This is a genomic window from Janibacter sp. Soil728, from assembly GCF_001428305.1.
Taxonomy (GTDB): domain Bacteria; phylum Actinomycetota; class Actinomycetes; order Actinomycetales; family Dermatophilaceae; genus Janibacter.
This window is the reverse complement of record NZ_LMRZ01000006.1, coordinates 530,021-546,546: the sequence shown is the minus strand read 5'-3', so window position 1 is coordinate 546,546 and position 16,526 is coordinate 530,021. Positions and strand designations below refer to the sequence as shown.

The window sequence follows — 16,526 nt, the reverse complement described above, 5'->3', positions numbered from 1 at the left end:
AGTCTAGGTGTGCAGATGGGGGAAGATCTGGGGCGTGAGCTTCCTGCAAGAGACCCCCGCCGACGAACGCCGCCGCGCCGGTCTGCGACGCATGCGCACCCTGGCGACGGGCCTGCTCGTCCTCGCTGCGGTCGTGTACGTCGTGACCCTCCGTCTGGACCACTCGGGGGCATGGGGCTTCGTCAACACTGCCGCCGAGGCCGCGATGGTCGGCGCGCTCGCGGACTGGTTCGCCGTGACGGCGATCTTCCGCCACCCGCTCGGCATCCCGGTGCCGCACACGGCGCTGGTCAAGAAGCGCAAGGACGAGCTGGGGCGCAGCCTGCAGGAGTTCGTCGCGGACAACTTCCTCACGGAGGAGATCGCCCGTGACCGCCTCGCCACGGCGCACATCGCCGAGCGGCTCGGTGCCTGGCTGTCGATCTCGGCAAACCGTCAGCGCGTCCTCACCGAGGCGACTCGCGGTGGGACGCGGGCGTTGGAGCGCGTCGAGGACGAGGACGTCCACGACTTCCTCAGCCAGCTGCTGCTCCCGCGCCTGGCGAAGGAACCGATCAGCCCGATTGCCGGCTCGCTCCTCGAGGGCGTGGTCGAAGGGGGGAGCCACAAGGGGATGGTCGACCTCGGGATCGACGAGATCAGCCGGTGGCTCGCGGACAACCCCGACCTCTTCAAGCAGGTCGTGGGGGACAAGGCGCCGTGGTGGACCCCCGAGTGGGTGGATGGCAAGGTCATCGACTGGACCTACCGGCAGGCCCTCACCTGGCTCGACGAGATGCGCAGCGATGCGCACCACCCGGCTCGCACCGCCCTCGACGACCTGCTGACCCGGCTGGCCCGCGACCTGCAGCACGACCCCGAGGTCATGGCCAGCGCCGAGGCACTCAAGGAGCGGCTGCTGGCGCACCCGCAGGTGCCGACGAGCGCGGTCGCCGTGTGGCAGTCCCTGCGGACCTCGCTCATGGGGGCGATGGCCGACCACGAGTCCTACTTCTGGCGCCGCGGCGACGAGCTGCTCACCCACCTCGGCGAGCACCTCGAGCACGACGAGGTCTGGCAGGAGCGGCTGGAGACCCACCTGGGCGAGATCGTCGCCTTCTTCGTCAACACCTACGGCGACGAGCTCGCAGAGGTCATCTCGGTCACCGTCGAGCGCTGGGACGCCGACGAGGCGAGCGAGCGGATCGAGCTCTTCGTCGGGCGCGACCTGCAGTTCATCCGGATCAACGGCACCGTGGTCGGCGCGCTCGCCGGCCTGGTGATCCACTCGCTGAGCGTGCTGATCTCCTGAGGTAGAGGCAGGGGTAGAGGGCGCACGGACCTGAGGCAGGGCCAGGGCGCACGGACCTGAGGCAGGTCACGTCATGCACCATTTTTGCGATCAAGGTGCATGACGTGACCTGCCTCAGGCGTTGGGGGCGACGGCCCAGCTGTCAGCGGTGCGCTGCGAAGGCCGCGCGGTGGTCTACGTGCTCACGCACGTGCACGGGCAGGTCGGCCGGGTGCAGGTCCCCTGCAGGACGTGCGGGCAGCGAAGGGAGCGACAGGCGCAGTGCCGGCCGCTCCACGAGCCGCCACGACGCGATGGCCAGGGGCAGGGTGCAGGCGAAGGAGACGGCTGCGAAGACGGGGACCGGGACGAGCGCCCCGAGGCCGGCCATGCCGAGCAGCTGCTGCACCGGCCAGCCATAGACGTAGAGGCCGTAGGAGTGGTCCTCCTTGGCCGCGATCGACGTCTTCCACGTGCCGCCGATGTGCAGCAGCGCGTAGGTGAGCGGGATCGGCGAGAGCAGGTTGAGCGCGGCCTCGTCAGTGATGCCGAGGGCCGCGACGAGGACGACCGCTGAGATCGCCAGGGGCGTCGTGGTGTGCAGGCGGTCGCGCAGCGCGTATGCGAGCACTCCGACGGCGAAGAAGGAGAAGAGGCGCAGGGCGCTGGTGAGCATGTGCGCCGCACCGGAGAGGTCGCCGACCCACCAGCTGAGGACGGGCAGGGCGAGCGTCGCGATCGCGGCCGAGGTCACGAGGTTGCGGCGCACCCAGCCGATGCCGAGCGCGGCGCCGCACAGCAGGTAGGCCGCGAACTCGTACATGAGCGTCCACAGCGAGCCGTTCCACATCCCCGGGTTGGGCGCGCCGGCGAGGGTGGCGCCGATGGTCGGGTTGGTCATCCACAGCGTGGCGTTGTCGAGGACATAGGACAACGACTGCGCGGGGTTCCACCCATGGCCGCCGACGAGCCCACCGAGCGGCGCGAAGACGAAGCCGATGACGAGCAGGCAGCCCCAGAAGCCGGGGAAGATCCGCCGGGCTCGACGGGTGATGTAGGTCCGGAAGTCGTTGCGCACCCGGCTGCCCGCGATGAGGAAGCCGGAGAGGGCGAAGAACCCGTCGACCCCCACTGCACCGAAGCGCTCCATGGCGCTGGCCCCGTAGCCGCCGAGCGGCCAGGAGTGGGCCAGGATGACGGCCGCCGCGAGACCGAGTCGTACGGCGCCCAATGAGTTGTCGCGGCCGGACAGCAGGGTTGCGACAGGGGAAGACATCCCCTCGAAGGTAACGGATCGGTAACGGGCCGTCACGTCGAGGGGACGTGTCGCCCGTCACCGCAGCGGGTCGAAGGGGGTCAGCTCGGGGGCGGGTCGGCCCGTCACGATCGACTGGGCGAGGAGGCGGCCGGTGGCCGGCCCGAGGGTCATGCCCCACATCCCGTGACCGCCGGCGACGTGCACGCGGCGAGAGCTCGTGGCCCCGATGAGGGGCAGCCCGTCGGAGGTGCACGGGCGCGAGCCGACCCACTCGTCCTGCCGGTCGTCGAGGTCGACCCCGGTGAGGAAGGGGCGGGCGGCATCGACGATCGCGTCGATGCGGCGCGGGTCGAGCGCTGCCTCGGGCTTGCGGAACTCCATCATCCCGGCCACCCGCAGCCGGTCGCCGAGCGGCGTGCACGCCACGCGCTGCGCGGGGAGGTATACGGGTCCCTTGGGCTGGTGGTCGATCGGCACGCTGAAGCTGTACCCACGCCCGGCCTGGACGTGCATGCGCACACCGAAGGGCCGCACGAGGTCGTCCAGCCAGGTGCCCGTGGCGACGACGACGCTGTCGAAGGACTGGGTGCCGGCCTGGTGGAGGGCCAGGCGCACCCCCTTCGCCTCGTCGATGATGCCGGTGACCCGGGCAGCCTCGTGGATCTTGCCGCCGCGGGCCAGCACGGAGTCGGCGAGGGCGGCGACGAACTCGCCGGGGTTCACGTAGCGCTGCCCGAGCAGCCGGATCCCGGCGCCGATGCGGTCGGAGAAGGTCGGCTCCGCGGCGCGCACCTCGTCGCCGGAGAGGACCTCGAAGCCCACGTCCTGACCGGAGTCGGCGATGTGCTCGAGCTCGGTCAGCAGGAACTCGGACTCGGCCCGCGTCTCGTAGCCCGCGACGAACGAACGGGCCTCGTGGGCAGGGGAGCTCACGCCGCCTGCGGCCAGGTCGTCGAAGGCGGGAAGGGCGTGGCCGTTGATCGGCACGAGCGAGCGCATCGAGCGGCTCCAGCGGCGCATCGTGCTGTTGCGCGTGAAGGCTGCCAGGAACTTCAGCAGCCGCGGGTCGCCGGTCACGGGGACGTAGACGGGTGACGCGGGGGAGATGACGGCCTTGATCCCGTAGGAGAGGACCGCGGGGTCCGGCAGCGGGGTGGAGATGCCAGGCGTGATCCACCCGGCGTTGCCCCACGAGGAGCCGGCGGCGACCCCCTCTCGGTCGAAGACCTCGACCTCGACCCCCTGCTCCTGCAGGAACCACGCGGTCGACAGTCCGACCATGCCGGCGCCGATGACGGCGACCTTCTGGGGGGCGGGGGTTGGGGTGCTCATGGCGTCCTCTCGGGCAACGGGCCGCAGGGTCTCCGCGGCAACCAGTCCACTGTGCCCCACATCACGTCACGCGGGCAAAGAGGGCGTGCCCAGGGTGACCAGATCCCGCCACCGCACCCAGGTCGGGCGCACGAGTGCCTCGGTCAGGTGGGCCTGCTCGCTCAGCTCGCGGCGGAGGGCTCCCGGCCCGTGCAGGTGGGTCTCGTGCGGGTCCGCGAGCTCGTCCGGCCGCAGGCCGAGCAGCGCCACGGTGTCGAGGACGCGTGCGCTGCCGAGCACCGCGGGAGAGCTGCTGAGTCGCACGTCGTCGAGCGTGAGCGACTCCACGAAGAGGGGGCGCCCCTCGAGGTCGGCGCGCAGGGTGGAGCGCAGGTCGCCGCCCTGCTCGCCGCTGCGACCGAGCACGAGGGTCTCGCGGACCAGGCCGACGGCGCCCCGCTCCAGGTAGAGGGTGGTGCTGCGGTGCACCTGGGCACCCTGCGCGATGACGAAGGGGGCGGCCCCCCAGACGAACCTCGCCTCCTCCTCGACCCGCACCCGTGCCGACCAGCGGGCCAGGCCGCCGCGCCCGTTGTAGGCCACCGTCCCCGAGGGCTCGACGAGCTCGAGGTGGGCGCCGGCGCCCACCCGCACGTCGAGGTGCAGGTCGTCACCGGCGAGCAGGGAGGCGCAGTTGGCGACGAGGGCCACCCGGGGAAGCTCGCGGTCGCCGCCGAGCAGGCGGGGGCGGAGGTACTGGCTGGCGACCAGCTCCGTGATCCGGGTACGGCCCCCGACCCGCTCGACGACGACCCGCGCCGGCGCGGGGCCGGTCACGGGTGGGGGTGCCCGTGGGGCTCGGCGTGGGAGTGCGGTTCGGTCGCGTCCGCGTGGAAGTGCGGCGCCATCGGCCCGGGGTCCTGCGGCGTGTGCTCACCGGCTCGGTGGCTCTCGATGAGGGCGACCACCCACTCGCGCAGGCGGGCGACCGCCTCGGGCGAGGACTGGCTGAGCGCCAGCACGGGCAGACCACCTCGGGCCGCGCTGCCATCGGTGACCATCTGCTCGACGTCCACGCCGACGTGGGGTGCCAGGTCGGTCTTGTTGATGATGAGCAGGTCGGCTCGCTCGACGCCCGGGCCCCCCTTGCGGGCCACGTCGCCGCCGCCGGCGACGTCGAGGACGAAGAGCTGGGCATCGACGAGTGCGGGGCTGAAGGTGGCGGTGAGGTTGTCGCCGCCGCTCTCGATGACGACGAGGTCGAGCGGGTCGAAGGCCTGCTCGAGATCCTCCACGGCCAGCAGGTTGGCGGTCACGTCGTCGCGGATCGCGGTGTGCGGGCAGGCGCCGGTCTCGACCGCCGTGATCCGCTCGACGGGCAGCACGCCGGCGGAGCGCAGCAACCGTGCGTCCTCGTCGGTGTAGATGTCATTGGTGACGACCGCCATCTCGTACTGCGCGGACAGCTCGCGGCACAGGGTCGCGATGAGGGTGCTCTTGCCGGTCCCGACGGGGCCGGCCACCCCGAGACGGAGCGGACGCTGGGATGTGTCAGGCAACGAAGATCCTCCTGGTTCTCGTGTGGTGGTCGAGCGCGTGCTGCTCGACCAGTGGTGCGGTGTGTGCGGGCAGGTGCGTCGGGTCGTCGTCGACGAGGAGCGCGGCAGCGACCCCGGCCTCGAGGGCCGGCGCGCTCGCGAGCAGCCACGCGGTGGCGTCCGTGGGGTCGACGGGGAGCAGCTTGAGCGCCGCCGCCGTGATGGTCTGCACGTCGTCGTAGAGGCTGGCCCGGGCGACCTGCTCCTCGCGCATGCCGAGCGCGGCCGCGACGACCCCGAGGGCGATGGGCCGCAGCGGTGGTCCGTCGAGGCCGGCCATGCCCCGGACGGCCGGGTGGTCCCCCCAGAGCCGGACCGCCAGCCGGTGCAGGCCGCGTCCGAGGAGCTGCGACGCGCGTCGGGAGGGTGCCGTGGGCATGCGGGCGAGCAGCTCGTCCTGGACCCGCAGCGAGGCCGAGGGGTCGCTGCGCACGAGTCGCAGTGTCAGGGCTGCGGCGGAGGCCTCGACCAGCGCGACGGTGCGCAGCCGGCTGTCGATGTACGCCGGGACCCGGTCCGCGCGCAGACCGGCCACGAGCGCGGGTTCGAGCCCGGCGGAGTGCGCGTGGGCGCCCGTCGGGAGCCGGGCGTCCGCGAGGAGCAGAGCGCCGAGATCGGCGGTGTCCACCGGCACCTCAGAACATCAGGTAGCGCTGGGCGAGCGGCACGACGTCGACGGGCTGCGGGCGCACCGTCTCGCCGTCCACGGTGATGGCGAAGGTCTCCGGGTCGACCTCGATGCGCGGCAGCGCGGTGTTGTTGGGCATGTCCGCCTTGCCGATCGCACGGGTCGGCCGGACAGCGGTGAGGCGCCGGGTCAGCCCGAGCCGATCGCCGAGCCCGTCCTCGATCGCGAGCGGGGAGACGAAGGAGGTGGCCAGGTGCGGTGCCGAGCCGGGCGCCGCCGCGAAGGTCGGGCGCATGAAGACGGGCTGCGGCGTGGGGATGGCGCCGTTGGGATCACCGAGGGCGGCGCTGACGATGGCGCCTCCCTTGATGACCGAGGCCGGGCGGATGCCGAAGAAGGCCGGGTCCCACAGGACGAGGTCGGCCATCTTGCCGGGCTCGACGGAGCCGACCTCGTGGTCGATGCCGTGGGCGACCGCCGGGCAGATCGTGTACTTGGCGACGTACCGGCGGGCCCGCTCGTTGTCGGCGGGCAGCGAGGTCCCCAGGGATCCGCGCCGGTGCTTCATCACGTGGGCCACCTGCCAGGTGCGGGAGATCAGCTCGCCGATGCGGCCCATCGCCTGCGCGTCGGAGGACGTGATCGAGATGGCACCCATGTCCTGGAGGATGTCCTCGGCGGCCATCGTCGTCTCCCGGATCCGCGACTCCGCGAAGGCGAGGTCCTCGGGGATGCGGGGGTTCAGGTGGTGGGCGACCATGAGCATGTCGAGGTGCTCCGCGACGGTGTTGACCGTGTGCGGCAGCGTCGGGTTGGTCGAGGCGGGCAGCACATTGGCCTCACCAGCCGTGATGATGATGTCCGGAGCGTGACCACCGCCCGCTCCCTCGGAGTGGAAGACGTGGATCCCGCGCCCGGCGATCGCATCGAGCGTGTGCTGGACGTAGCCGGTCTCGTTGAGGCTGTCGGCGTGGAGGGCGACCTGCAGCCCGAAGGCGTCCGAGGCGCGCAGTGCCGCATCGATCGCGGCCGGGGTCGCGCCCCAGTCCTCGTGCACCTTGTAGCCGCCTGCACCGGCGAGCGCGTCCTCCTCGAGCGACTTCATGCTGACCGTGTTGCCCTTGCTCAGGAAGATGACGTTGAGCGGGATGTGGTCGAAGGCGCGGTGCATCATCGTCAGCGACCACGCACCGGGGGTGACGGTGGTGGCCTTGGAGCCCTCGGTCGGACCGGTGCCGCCACCGACGACGGTGGTCGTGCCGGTGGCCAGCGCCTCGAGCATCTCGGTCTCGTGCAGGTAGTGCACGTGGGTGTCGACCGCGCCCGCGGTGAGGATCTTGCCCTCGCCGGCGATCGCGTCGGTCCCGGGGCCGACGATGAGATCGGGGTGCACCCCGTCCATGACGTCAGGGTTGCCGGACTTGCCGATCGCGACGATGCGGCCGTCGCGGATGCCGACGTCGCCGCGGACGATGCCCCAGTGATCGAGGACGACGACATTGGTGATCACCAGGTCGAGGGCGCCCTCGGAGCGACTCGTCAGGGCCTGACCCATCGACTCGCGGATGGTCTTGCCACCCCCGAAGCCCATCTCGTCACCGCCGACCGTGCGGTCCTCCTCGACCTGGATCCACAGGTCGGTGTCGCCGAGGCGCACCTGGTCGCCCTTCGACGGGCCGTACATGCTCACGTACTCGCGGCGGTCCATGCGGCTCACGGCTGCTCGTCCTCCTTGGCCTCGACCTCGTCGGCCGTCTCGTCGCTCAGCCTGACCCGGGTCGCGCGGGCGACATGGGGGGTCTCCGTCTCCGTGCCGGGAGTGCCGAAGGGCACCACGGGCCGCGGCTCACGCTCGTGCCGCGGCAGGTCCTTGTGCTCCATCAGCTGCAGGCCGGGGACCTCGCGGCGACCGCCGAGCGCGACCAGTCCGACGGTCTTGCTGACCCCGGGCTCGAAGCGCACCGACGTGCCCGAGGGGATGTCCAGGCGATAGCCCTGGGCGGCCTCGCGGTCGAACCCGAGGGCCGGGTTGGCAGCGGGCAGGTGCAGGTGCGAGCCGACCTGGATCGGCCGGTCGCCGTCGTTGCACATCACCAGCGTGCGGGAGTCGAGCCCGCTGTTGAGCTCGATGGGCTGGTCTGATGCGGCGCGGATCTCGCCGGGGATCATTGGATCGGCTCCGTGATCGTGACGAGCTTGCGCCCGTCGGGGAAGGTGGCCTCGACCTGGACGTCCGGGATCATCTCGGGCACGCCCTCCATCACCTCGTCGCGGGTGAGGACGTGCCGTCCGTCGTTCATCAGGTCACTGACCAGGGCTCCCTCGCGAGCCCGCTCGAGCACCCAGCAGGAGAGCAGGGCCAAGGACTCCGGATGGTTGAGGAGCACCCCCCGCTCACGTCGGTCGCGGGCCACCATGCCGGCGACGCTCAACAGGAGCTTCTCCGTGTCGGACGGGGTGAAGTTCATCCGCAGCCTCGCTTCGTCATAGCCACCGCGGGGACCGAGGCGCTCTCCCGACCATAAGGGGCGGCCGTCCGGTCCGTCCATGGGCGCGGCTCCGTTACGCTTTCGACGCCACGCGGGCCTCTAGCTCAATGGTAGAGCTGCGGACTTTTAATCCGTAGGTTGTGGGTTCGAGTCCCACGGGGCCCACCGATCCGCGCGAACCCGGCAACGCCACCATCACCCGTGCCAACCCGGAACCGGGTCCACGAGGACCCGAGTCCGGTCCTCGTGGAATGGGCTGGCCGGTTCTTCGCTTGACGCAGTCATGACAACGATCGGACTCATCGGCAGTGGCAACATCGGCAGCACCGTGGCGCGGTTGGCGGTGGCGGCCGGATACGACGTCGTCGTCAGCAACAGCCGAGGGCCGGAGACGCTGACGGCCCTCGTCGAGTCGCTCGGTCCCCGTGCGCGAGCGGCAACCGCTGCCGAGGCCGCGGAGGCGGCGGACGTCGCCGTCGTGACGGTGCCGCTCAGCAGCTATCGACAGGTTCCCGTCGAGCCGCTGCAGGGCAAGGTCGTGATCGACACCAACAACTACTACCCGGACCGGGACGGGCGCATCGAGGAGCTCGATGCAGAGTCCACGACGACGAGCGAGCTGCTGCAGGAGCACCTGGCCGGCTCCCGTGTCGTCAAGGGCTTCAACAACATCTACGTCGACCACCTCGCTGCACTCCCGCGACCCGCGAGCGACCCGGATCGATCCACCCTGGCGATCGCGGGTGACGACGCGGCCGCCAAGCAGACGGTCGGCCAGTTCTTCGACGCCATCGGGTACGACGCGCTCGACGTCGGGCCGCTGGCCGAGGGATGGCGCTACCAGCGCGACACCACTGCCTACGTCATGCCGTACGTGCAGCCGGGTGAGTCCCATCCCGACTGGTCTGCCCGTCCCGCCACGGCCGAGGTGCTGCGGACCGCCCTCGACGCGGCCAAGCGGTACCGCGACATGTGATCGACCGTCGACCAGGGTGCCGGGTCGAGTCCCTCCTCGCCCACCGCCAGCCCGCTCCCAGCAGGGTGTGATGGGTTGGGTGCGCGCCGCTCCCTTCGCGGCAGCCCCGCCCCGAGGAGCGCAGCCATGACCCACTCGACGATCCTGGACCTCGTCCTGCTGCTCGTGCTCGCCGCCTACGTGATCGGCATGTACCGCTCCGGCCTCGTCGCCGGCCTGCTGTCCATCGTCGGCATGGTCGCTGGCGGGCTGCTCGCCCTGTGGGGACTTCCCTGGGTCTTCGCCCAGTGGTCGGCGACCGCTGGTGGCCCGGTGGCGCAGGTCGTCCTCCTCGTCGTCGGGACGGTCGTCGCGGCCGGCATCGGGCAGAGCATCGGCGCCCTGATCGGCGCCCGCTGGCGCACCCGGGTCACCCATGGCCCCACCCGGCTCGTCGACTCGCTGCTCGGTGGGGTTGCGGCGCTGGTCGTCGGATCGGCCGTCGTCTGGTTGATGGCGGCAGCCGTGGTCGCCGCCCACCCCTCGCCCTCGCCGACGTGGCTCAGCGGCTCACGCGTCCTGCAGCAGATCGACCGGGCCATGCCCGCCGGCACCGACCGGGCGCTGTCGAGCGCCTACCAGCGGCTGGCCACCGACGGGCTGCCGCGGGTCTTCTCCGGCGTCGGTCGCGAACCCATCCGTGCGGTCGAGCCACCCGAGCCCGGAGTCGTCGAGGGCCGGGGCGTCGAGGCGGCCGCGGCGTCGGTCGTCGAGGTCACCGCGCTGGCCCCGGCCTGCGGTCGCGGCTCGTCGGGCAGCGGGTGGGTCGTCGCGCCGCAGAGGGTCGTCACCAATGCCCACGTCGTCGCCGGGACGAGCAGCCCCACGGTCCGGGTCGGTGGCACCGGTGCAGCCCTCGCAGCGACAGTCGTCGCCTTCGACCCGGACCGGGACGTCGCCGTCCTGGCCGTCCCGGAGCTGCAGGCAGCGCCCCTCCCTTCGGGGCCGGACCTGACGCGAGGTGACTCCGTCGCCGTCGCGGGCTTCCCGCTCAGCGGTCCCTACGACGTCGAGGCCGGCCGCGTGCGCGAGCGCATCCAGGCCCGGGGGACGGCGATCGACGGCACCCCCGGCGTGACGCGCGACCTCTACGCCGTGAGCGCCCGGGTCGAGCACGGCAACTCCGGCGGCCCGCTCCTGTCGGCCAGCGGCCAGGTCGTCGGCACGGTCTTCGCCAAGTCCGTCAGCGACGACGGCACGGGCTATGTCCTCACCCTCGACGAGACGCGCCCCGTCGTCGAGGAGGGCGTGCGCGCCACGTCGGCGGTCGGCACCGGCTCCTGCGCGGCCTAGCGCACCGCTGCAGCCGCGTCGACGATGCCCTCGCCGAAGATCCCGTTGAGCTGCGTCGTCCCCTCGCAGGTGACGGCGCCCTCGTCGGCCGGGCAGGGCTCGTCGGTCGCGCTCTTCCCCAGCTTCGCCGCGACGTCGTCGGGCCGCATGCGCTCGCCGTGGGCACTGATGACCAGGGCGGCGACCCCGGCGACGTGTGGTGAGGCCATCGACGTCCCCTGCAGCCAGGTGTAGAGCCCGCAGCGCTCGTCGGGGTCCGGGTCGGTGTCGCCGATGCCGTCGGGGCAGCTGCGCACGACCCGCTGGTTGCCGGACTCGGTGACCCGTCCGTCGTCGTCGATGGCACCCTCGGTGCGGGCGAGGTCACGCGGCATCGCGGAGAGGATGCCTCCGCGGCCGTCCGGCTCCTGACCGCCGGGTGCCGCGATGTCGATCCGGCGGTCGCTCGGGTCGGAGGTCCAGTTGGAGAAGGTCGAGCGGGCACCGTCCTCGTCGACCGAGGCGACGCCGATGACGTGCTCACCGTCGAGCGGGAGGCGCTCGCAGCTCGTGGGGTCCACCGTGCGGTCGTGTGCCACTCCGCCGTAGTCGGGGCTCGTCTCGTCAGTGCCTGCGGCGCCGACGTCGGCGCCTTCGTTGCCGGCCGAGCTGACGATCGTCACACCGGCCTTGTCCGTGAGGTCGTAGGCGCGGTGCATGAGCTCGATCGCGACATCCTGGAAGGCTGCCTCCTCGGGCGAGTCCTCTTGCGCCCCACCGCGGCAGGCGACGAGCCACGGGTCGACGAAGTAGCTCATGTTGACCACGTCGAGGCGTTGGTCGGCGGCATAGGTCAGGGCGTTGACCGTGGGGCCGATGAAGAACAGCCCAGCATCCTGGCCGGCCCGTAGGTCCACGAGGGTCACGCCCGGCGCGACGCCGGTGACGCCCAGCCCGTTGGCCGCGGCGGCGATCGTGCCGGCGACGTGGGTGCCGTGCCCGCCGTCGTCCACGCCGACGGGGTCGACGCAGCTGTCGACCTCGCAGGGCCCGTCGATGTCGGGCATGTCGGTGGCGAAGGACCGCGACAGGCCCGTGTCGAGCACGGGCGCGAGGTCGGGGTGGGTGGCGTCGATGCCGGTGTCGATGACGCCGACCCGCACCTCACGACGGCCGGTGGTCACCTCGTGCGCACCGGCGACGTCGATGGCGGCGGTGCCCCAGAGCCAACCGTCGAAGGGGTCTCCGCCGTCAGGGGCCGAGGGCGGCGCCGGGATGTCCTTCGCCGGGGTGAGGTCGCCCGCGGTGGGCAGCTGGGGCTCGTCCGGGGTCCAACCCGCGCTGCGGTCGGTGACGGCCGCGGAGACCCCGTCGATCCCCAACGCCTGCTCCTGCACGTCGTCGTCGGGGCTGCGCAGGGTGACCATGCCGATGGCCGGGTTGATCGAGGTGAGGGCCAGCCCGTCGCTCTTGAGGGCGGTCGCGATGCCCTGCGTGTCCGCGGGGTCCTTCGCGACGACGACCCAGTCGCGGCCCTCCTTCGGCGGGGTGAAGGTCTGCACGGCGGTCTCCGCCGGGGTGCTCGACGGCGCGGGCGTGGTGCTGGCGGTGGTGCTCGTGGGGGAGTCGCCCCCGAGGACGGAGCAGCCGCCCACGGTCATCGTCAGCGCGAGGAGCGCGCCCCAGGCCGTGCGTGCGTGCATGTCCGTCCCCTTCGTCCGAGCAGTCGTCGCAGTCTACGGATCGGGCGAAGGGGGGAGGGCGGGTCGCGAGGATGGTGCCGTAGAGTCCAGAGCGAGTCAGACGCACACCAGTGCAAGGGAATCCGGTGAGAGTCCGGAGCTGTCGCGCAGCGGTATGGGTGACTGGCGGGGTAGGAACCACTGGACCGAGAGGTCCGGGAAGGAACCCCGTCGGATCGATCCCGAGTCCGAAAACCTGCTGGCTCGTCTCATCCGACCGGGCCTCGCGATCAGGCCCCCGATGCACTGGAGACCTTCGTGTCCCACGACCGTCCCGGGGGACGGCGCCTGCCGACCGCACCCCTCGTCCTCACCCTGCTCGTCGCCACGGCCGCCAGCGCCGTCGTCTCGCTCGCCCTCGGCTCGGAGCCGCTCGCGGTCTCCGGCGTGATCGACGTGCTGCAGGCCCGCCTGACCGGGGGGCGTGGCGGCGACCCCTCCTACGACACGATCGTCTGGGAGCTGCGAGCCCCCCGGGTGCTGATGGCGCTCGTCGTCGGCGCCGGGCTGTCCCTCGCGGGCGCCTGCATGCAGACCCTCGTGCGCAACCCGCTCGCTGACCCCTATCTCCTCGGTGTCTCCTCGGGCGCTGGGGTCGGCGCGACGCTCGTCATCGTCCTCGGGGCGCTCAGCGGCTTCGGGATCTGGGCGCTGTCCCTGGGCGCGCTCGGGGGAGCGTTGCTCGCAACCGCGCTCGTCTTCGGGATCTCGCTGGCGCAGGGCGGGATCACCCCCCTTCGTCTCGTGCTGACCGGGGTCGTGATGTCGGCGGCCTTCTCGTCCGTGTCGAGCTTCCTCGTCTTCTTCAGCGCCGACCCCCGGGCCACCCAGTCGGTGCTCTTCTGGCTGCTCGGCAGCCTCTCGGGGGCCGTCTGGGCCCAGGTCCTGCCCTCGGTGATCGCCGTGTCGCTCGCCGTCGCGGTCCTGATGGCACTCCACTCGTGGCTCGACGCGCTGGCGGCGGGCCCCGAGGTCGCCGCCTCGCTCGGCGTGCCGGTCGCGGGGCTGCGGATCACCCTCTTCGTCCTCGTGTCCGTCCTCGTCGGCGTGCTCGTGGCGGTGTCGGGCGGCATCGGCTTCGTCGGACTCGTCGTTCCCCACCTGGCCCGCATCGTCGTCGGCGCCCGGCACCGCTGCGTCCTGCCGGTCGCGGCCGTCGGCGGGGCGCTCTTCATGCTCTGGGTCGACGTCGCGGCCCGTGTCGTCGTGCGCCCTCAGGAGATCCCGCTGAGCGTCGTCACCGGACTCATCGGCGCCCCGATCTTCTTGGCCCTGCTCGGTCGGCGCCACTACACCTACTCAGGAGGAGAGGGATGAGCCACCTGTCCAGCCGCGGCCTCGCCGCCGCCGTCGGCGGCCACACGATCGTCACGGGTGTCGACCTCGACGTCCCCCGCGGCTCGATGCTCGCCCTCGTGGGGCGCAACGGCAGCGGCAAGTCGACCCTCATCCGCGCCCTCGTCGGGCTGCGTCCGCCAGCCGCCGGGACCGTGGAGATCGACGGGAGGGACCTCGCGACCCTCACCTCCCGCCAGCGCGCCACCCGGGTCGCGTACGTGGCGCAGGAGGAGGGTCCACCCGAGGACCTGCTCGTCGGCGAGATGGTCGCCATGGGCCGTATCCCGCACCGGCCACCCTGGGCCGTCGACGCGAAGGGGGAGGCCCCTCTCGTCATGCACGCCCTCGAGCTCGTGGGGCTGGCCGACAAGGTCGACCGGCCCTGCCAGCACCTCTCGGGCGGCGAGCGACGCCGCGTGCTCCTCGCCCGCGGCATCGCCCAGGGCGCCGACCTGCTCGTCCTCGACGAGCCGACCAACCACCTGGACGTCCATCACCAGATCCAGCTGCTGGAGACGGTGCGCGCGCTCGGGTGCACCGTCATCGCGGCCGTCCACGACCTGCAGCTGGCAGCTGCGCACTTCGACGCCGTGGCGGTCCTCCACGACGGGGCCGTGCACGCCGTCGGGGAGCCTGCCGACGTGCTGACACCGGCGATCGTGCACGACGTCTTCGACGTCGCCGCGACCCAGCTCACCGACCCGGCGACCGGCCGCGTCCACCTCGTCCTCGGGCCGGGTGCGCCCGTCCCCGCCCCACGGAAGGTCCCGGCATGACCCCCCTTCGTCCCGCTCGCGCAGCCGCACTCGTCCTCGTCGCTGGTCTGCTCGCCGCCTGCAGCGGCGGCGCCGACGCCCGACCCACGGCCGTGTCGAGCGAGGTGTCCGTCACCAACTGCGGGGTGGACACCCCCTTCCCCGCCCCCGCGCAGCGGATGTACGTCGGCGGCGACGGCAACCTCCTGGCGATGGTGCTCGCACTCGGGGCCGAGGACCAGGTCGCGGGTGTCGTCGGGCTCGACGACGCCCGCGGGCCGCTGTCGCGGGTCTACGGCGCGGCCTCGCTCGAGGGCCTCACGCAGGCGACCCCCGACTACCCGACGATGGAAAATGTCATCGCCCGACGACCCGACGTGGTGCTCGCCGGGTGGAGCTACGGGTACTCCGAGGACACCAAGCTCACCCCCGAGCTGCTCGCCGACCGCGACATCGCCGGCTACGTCCTGTCCGAGAGCTGCCGGCAGCCCGACGGCCGGCGCGGCACCATGCCGCCGTGGGACGCGCTGCGGGAGGACATCGACAACCTCGGTGTGATCACCGGGCGCGAGGACGCCGCCGAGCGGGTCAACGCCGACATCACCGCCCGCCGGACCGCTCTCGAGGACGCCCCGCAGGCCACGCGACCGCCGACGGTCTTCCTCTTCGACTCCGGCACCAAGCAGATCTTCACCTCGGGCTCCGAGGGCGCACCCCAGGCGATCATCGAGGCCGCCGGTGGCACCAACGCCACGGCGGGGGTCAAGGACACGTGGACCGAGGTCTCGTGGGAGCAGCTGGTCTCCTCGCAGCCGGACTTCTTCGCCTTCGTCGACTACGACGGGCAGAGCTTCGCCGACAAGGTCAAGGTCCTGGAGTCCAGCCCGGCGACCAAGGACCTGCCGGCCGTGAAGGAGAAGCGCTACCTCAACCTGCCGATCCCGGCGTGGACGAGCAGCCCGCTCAACATCGACGCCGCCGAGCAGCTGCGGGCCGCGCTGGAGGAGCACGGGCTCGTCCCCGCGAGCGGCATCCGCCCCGAGCACGACCTCCAGCCGTGACCACGGGCGACGGGGCCCCGCAGCGGGCATGGGCTCCGGGCCGCGCGATGGCTAAGGTTGTGGACGTGGGAGTTACGTATGAAGCATCCGACCGCCTCGCCCGAATCGTCCTGGACCGGCCCGAGGCCGGCAACGCGCTCGACCTCGAGATGGCTCGCGCCCTGCGCGAGCAGATCGAGCGAGCCCTCGGCGACCCCTATGTCGACATCCTCACGCTGACGGCCAACGGCGACGACTTCTGCCTCGGCTCGGACACGACCGATGCCGAGGCGGCCGATGACCCGACGACAGCGGTCTTCGAGCTGGCGGCCGCGCTCGAGGAGCTCTTCTCGCTGCTCAACTCCTCGAGCAAGCTGGTTCTCGTCGGCGTGCACGGCCGGGCCATGGGCTCAGGCCTGGGGCTCGTGCTGGCGGGCGACCTGGCCTTCTGCGCCGAGGACTCGACCTTCTGCGTGGCACCCAAGGGCGGCACGGGCGCGCCAGACCCGGGTCTGGCCTGGTTGCTGCCGCGGGCGATCGGCCAGCAGCGCGCACTGTCCTTCGGTCTGGGCGGCCGCACGCTGGACGCATCGACCGCAGACGACTGGGGGATCGCAGAGCTCGCTCCCGACGGCGATGTCGCCGCAGCACTCAAGGACGCTGCCGACAATCTCGGTGGCAAGCACCTGTGGGCCAACTCCGAGATGCGGCGCCTGCTGCACGCCTCGTGGGAGACCTCGCGCACCGAGCTGTCCCAGTCCGAGGCAGTCACCCTCGTGCGCGCCCTCCTCACCCGCAACAAGGGCTGAG

The 16,526-nt window shown here is 72.1% G+C and carries 16 protein-coding genes, 1 tRNA gene and 1 riboswitch; of the genes, 8 read left to right on the top strand and 9 right to left on the bottom strand.

All coding sequences use genetic code 11. From position 1 onward, the window contains the following. The first annotated feature begins 34 nt into the window (after positions 1 to 34). Positions 35 to 1,291 (top strand): DUF445 domain-containing protein, encoded by a 1,257-nt coding sequence (locus ASG73_RS15945; RefSeq protein WP_055997473.1) that lies wholly within the window; start codon positions 35 to 37, stop codon positions 1,289 to 1,291. Positions 1,292 to 1,433: 142 nt separating this feature from the next. Here ASG73_RS15945 and ASG73_RS15940 read toward each other — a convergent pair whose 3' ends face one another. The 8 genes from ASG73_RS15940 to ASG73_RS15905 all read right to left on the bottom strand — a co-directional run bounded on the left by ASG73_RS15940 (position 1,434) and on the right by ASG73_RS15905 (position 8,533). Further along, a complete protein-coding gene (locus ASG73_RS15940; protein ID WP_055997470.1) occupies positions 1,434 to 2,546 on the bottom strand; it encodes an acyltransferase family protein in 1,113 nt (370 codons plus the stop codon). A gap of 57 nt (positions 2,547 to 2,603) precedes the next feature. Then, positions 2,604 to 3,860: an NAD(P)/FAD-dependent oxidoreductase gene (locus tag ASG73_RS15935; protein ID WP_055997467.1), complete on the bottom strand. Its 1,257-nt coding sequence runs from the start codon at positions 3,858 to 3,860 to the stop codon at positions 2,604 to 2,606. A 66-nt stretch (positions 3,861 to 3,926) separates the two neighbouring features. Then, positions 3,927 to 4,676 carry an urease accessory protein UreD gene (locus tag ASG73_RS15930; protein WP_055997464.1) on the bottom strand — a complete coding sequence of 250 codons (750 nt, stop codon included), beginning with the start codon at positions 4,674 to 4,676 and terminating at the stop codon, positions 3,927 to 3,929. Beyond that, positions 4,673 to 5,398 (bottom strand): urease accessory protein UreG, encoded by a 726-nt coding sequence (ureG, locus tag ASG73_RS15925; RefSeq protein WP_055997461.1) that lies wholly within the window; start codon positions 5,396 to 5,398, stop codon positions 4,673 to 4,675. The genes ASG73_RS15930 and ureG overlap by 4 nt, the downstream gene beginning before the upstream one ends. Continuing rightward, a complete protein-coding gene (locus tag ASG73_RS15920; RefSeq protein ID WP_200946888.1) occupies positions 5,391 to 6,065 on the bottom strand; it encodes an urease accessory protein UreF in 675 nt (224 codons plus the stop codon). The genes ureG and ASG73_RS15920 overlap by 8 nt, the downstream gene beginning before the upstream one ends. Positions 6,066 to 6,072: 7 nt before the next feature. Then, entirely contained in the window at positions 6,073 to 7,773 is a 1,701-nt protein-coding gene (locus tag ASG73_RS15915; protein ID WP_327077501.1) for an urease subunit alpha, read from the bottom strand. A 5-nt stretch (positions 7,774 to 7,778) separates the two neighbouring features. Then, positions 7,779 to 8,234 (bottom strand): urease subunit beta, encoded by a 456-nt coding sequence (ureB, locus tag ASG73_RS15910; protein ID WP_055997452.1) that lies wholly within the window; start codon positions 8,232 to 8,234, stop codon positions 7,779 to 7,781. Beyond that, positions 8,231 to 8,533 (bottom strand): urease subunit gamma, encoded by a 303-nt coding sequence (locus ASG73_RS15905; RefSeq protein ID WP_055997449.1) that lies wholly within the window; start codon positions 8,531 to 8,533, stop codon positions 8,231 to 8,233. The genes ureB and ASG73_RS15905 overlap by 4 nt, the downstream gene beginning before the upstream one ends. Positions 8,534 to 8,647: 114 nt before the next feature. Between ASG73_RS15905 and ASG73_RS15900 the strand changes: the two genes are divergently transcribed. The 3 genes from ASG73_RS15900 (at position 8,648) to ASG73_RS15890 (ending at position 10,862) form a co-directional block, all read left to right on the top strand. Next, positions 8,648 to 8,719, top strand: a tRNA-Lys gene (locus tag ASG73_RS15900). A gap of 91 nt (positions 8,720 to 8,810) precedes the next feature. Next, positions 8,811 to 9,530 (top strand): NADPH-dependent F420 reductase, encoded by a 720-nt coding sequence (locus tag ASG73_RS15895; RefSeq protein WP_268766370.1) that lies wholly within the window; start codon positions 8,811 to 8,813, stop codon positions 9,528 to 9,530. A gap of 126 nt (positions 9,531 to 9,656) precedes the next feature. Next, the gene (locus tag ASG73_RS15890) at positions 9,657 to 10,862 is read left to right on the top strand and encodes a MarP family serine protease (protein WP_055997443.1); all 1,206 of its coding nucleotides are present in this window, start codon (positions 9,657 to 9,659) and stop codon (positions 10,860 to 10,862) included. On the opposite strand, the gene ASG73_RS15885 is transcribed toward ASG73_RS15890, so the two are convergent. Then, positions 10,859 to 12,544, bottom strand: coding sequence for a S8 family peptidase (locus tag ASG73_RS15885; RefSeq protein ID WP_082567312.1), 1,686 nt, complete (start codon positions 12,542 to 12,544; stop codon positions 10,859 to 10,861). The genes ASG73_RS15890 and ASG73_RS15885 overlap by 4 nt on opposite strands. Before the next feature lie 76 nt (positions 12,545 to 12,620). Continuing rightward, positions 12,621 to 12,801: riboswitch (cobalamin riboswitch) on the top strand. Between the two features lie 40 nt (positions 12,802 to 12,841). Between ASG73_RS15885 and ASG73_RS15880 the strand changes: the two genes are divergently transcribed. From ASG73_RS15880 to ASG73_RS15865, 4 genes are all read left to right on the top strand, one after another. Continuing rightward, positions 12,842 to 13,900: a FecCD family ABC transporter permease gene (locus ASG73_RS15880; RefSeq protein WP_235499482.1), complete on the top strand. Its 1,059-nt coding sequence runs from the start codon at positions 12,842 to 12,844 to the stop codon at positions 13,898 to 13,900. After that, the gene (locus ASG73_RS15875; RefSeq protein WP_055997440.1) at positions 13,897 to 14,697 is read left to right on the top strand and encodes an ABC transporter ATP-binding protein; all 801 of its coding nucleotides are present in this window, start codon (positions 13,897 to 13,899) and stop codon (positions 14,695 to 14,697) included. Before ASG73_RS15880 ends, ASG73_RS15875 begins: the two co-directional genes overlap by 4 nt. Then, positions 14,694 to 15,737, top strand: coding sequence for an ABC transporter substrate-binding protein (locus tag ASG73_RS15870; protein WP_055997437.1), 1,044 nt, complete (start codon positions 14,694 to 14,696; stop codon positions 15,735 to 15,737). Before ASG73_RS15875 ends, ASG73_RS15870 begins: the two co-directional genes overlap by 4 nt. 65 nt (positions 15,738 to 15,802) lie before the next feature. Next, on the top strand, positions 15,803 to 16,525 hold the full coding sequence (locus ASG73_RS15865) for an enoyl-CoA hydratase/isomerase family protein (RefSeq protein ID WP_055997434.1): 723 nt from the start codon (positions 15,803 to 15,805) through the stop codon (positions 16,523 to 16,525). Position 16,526 lies beyond the last annotated feature (1 nt).

What these genes read in the sequence shown, in the direction of transcription:
- ASG73_RS15940 (WP_055997470.1), bottom strand. Translation starts at nt 2,546, where the DNA reads ATGTCTTCCCCTGTCGCAACCCTGCTGTCCGGCCGCGACAACTCATTG.
- ASG73_RS15935 (WP_055997467.1), bottom strand. Translation starts at nt 3,860, where the DNA reads ATGAGCACCCCAACCCCCGCCCCCCAGAAGGTCGCCGTCATCGGCGCC.
- ASG73_RS15915 (WP_327077501.1), bottom strand. Translation starts at nt 7,773, where the DNA reads ATGGACCGCCGCGAGTACGTGAGCATGTACGGCCCGTCGAAGGGCGAC.
- ureB (WP_055997452.1), bottom strand. Translation starts at nt 8,234, where the DNA reads ATGATCCCCGGCGAGATCCGCGCCGCATCAGACCAGCCCATCGAGCTC.
- ASG73_RS15905 (WP_055997449.1), bottom strand. Translation starts at nt 8,533, where the DNA reads ATGAACTTCACCCCGTCCGACACGGAGAAGCTCCTGTTGAGCGTCGCC.
- ASG73_RS15890 (WP_055997443.1), top strand. Translation starts at nt 9,657, where the DNA reads ATGACCCACTCGACGATCCTGGACCTCGTCCTGCTGCTCGTGCTCGCC.
- ASG73_RS15885 (WP_082567312.1), bottom strand. Translation starts at nt 12,544, where the DNA reads ATGCACGCACGCACGGCCTGGGGCGCGCTCCTCGCGCTGACGATGACC.
- ASG73_RS15875 (WP_055997440.1), top strand. Translation starts at nt 13,897, where the DNA reads ATGAGCCACCTGTCCAGCCGCGGCCTCGCCGCCGCCGTCGGCGGCCAC.
- ASG73_RS15870 (WP_055997437.1), top strand. Translation starts at nt 14,694, where the DNA reads ATGACCCCCCTTCGTCCCGCTCGCGCAGCCGCACTCGTCCTCGTCGCT.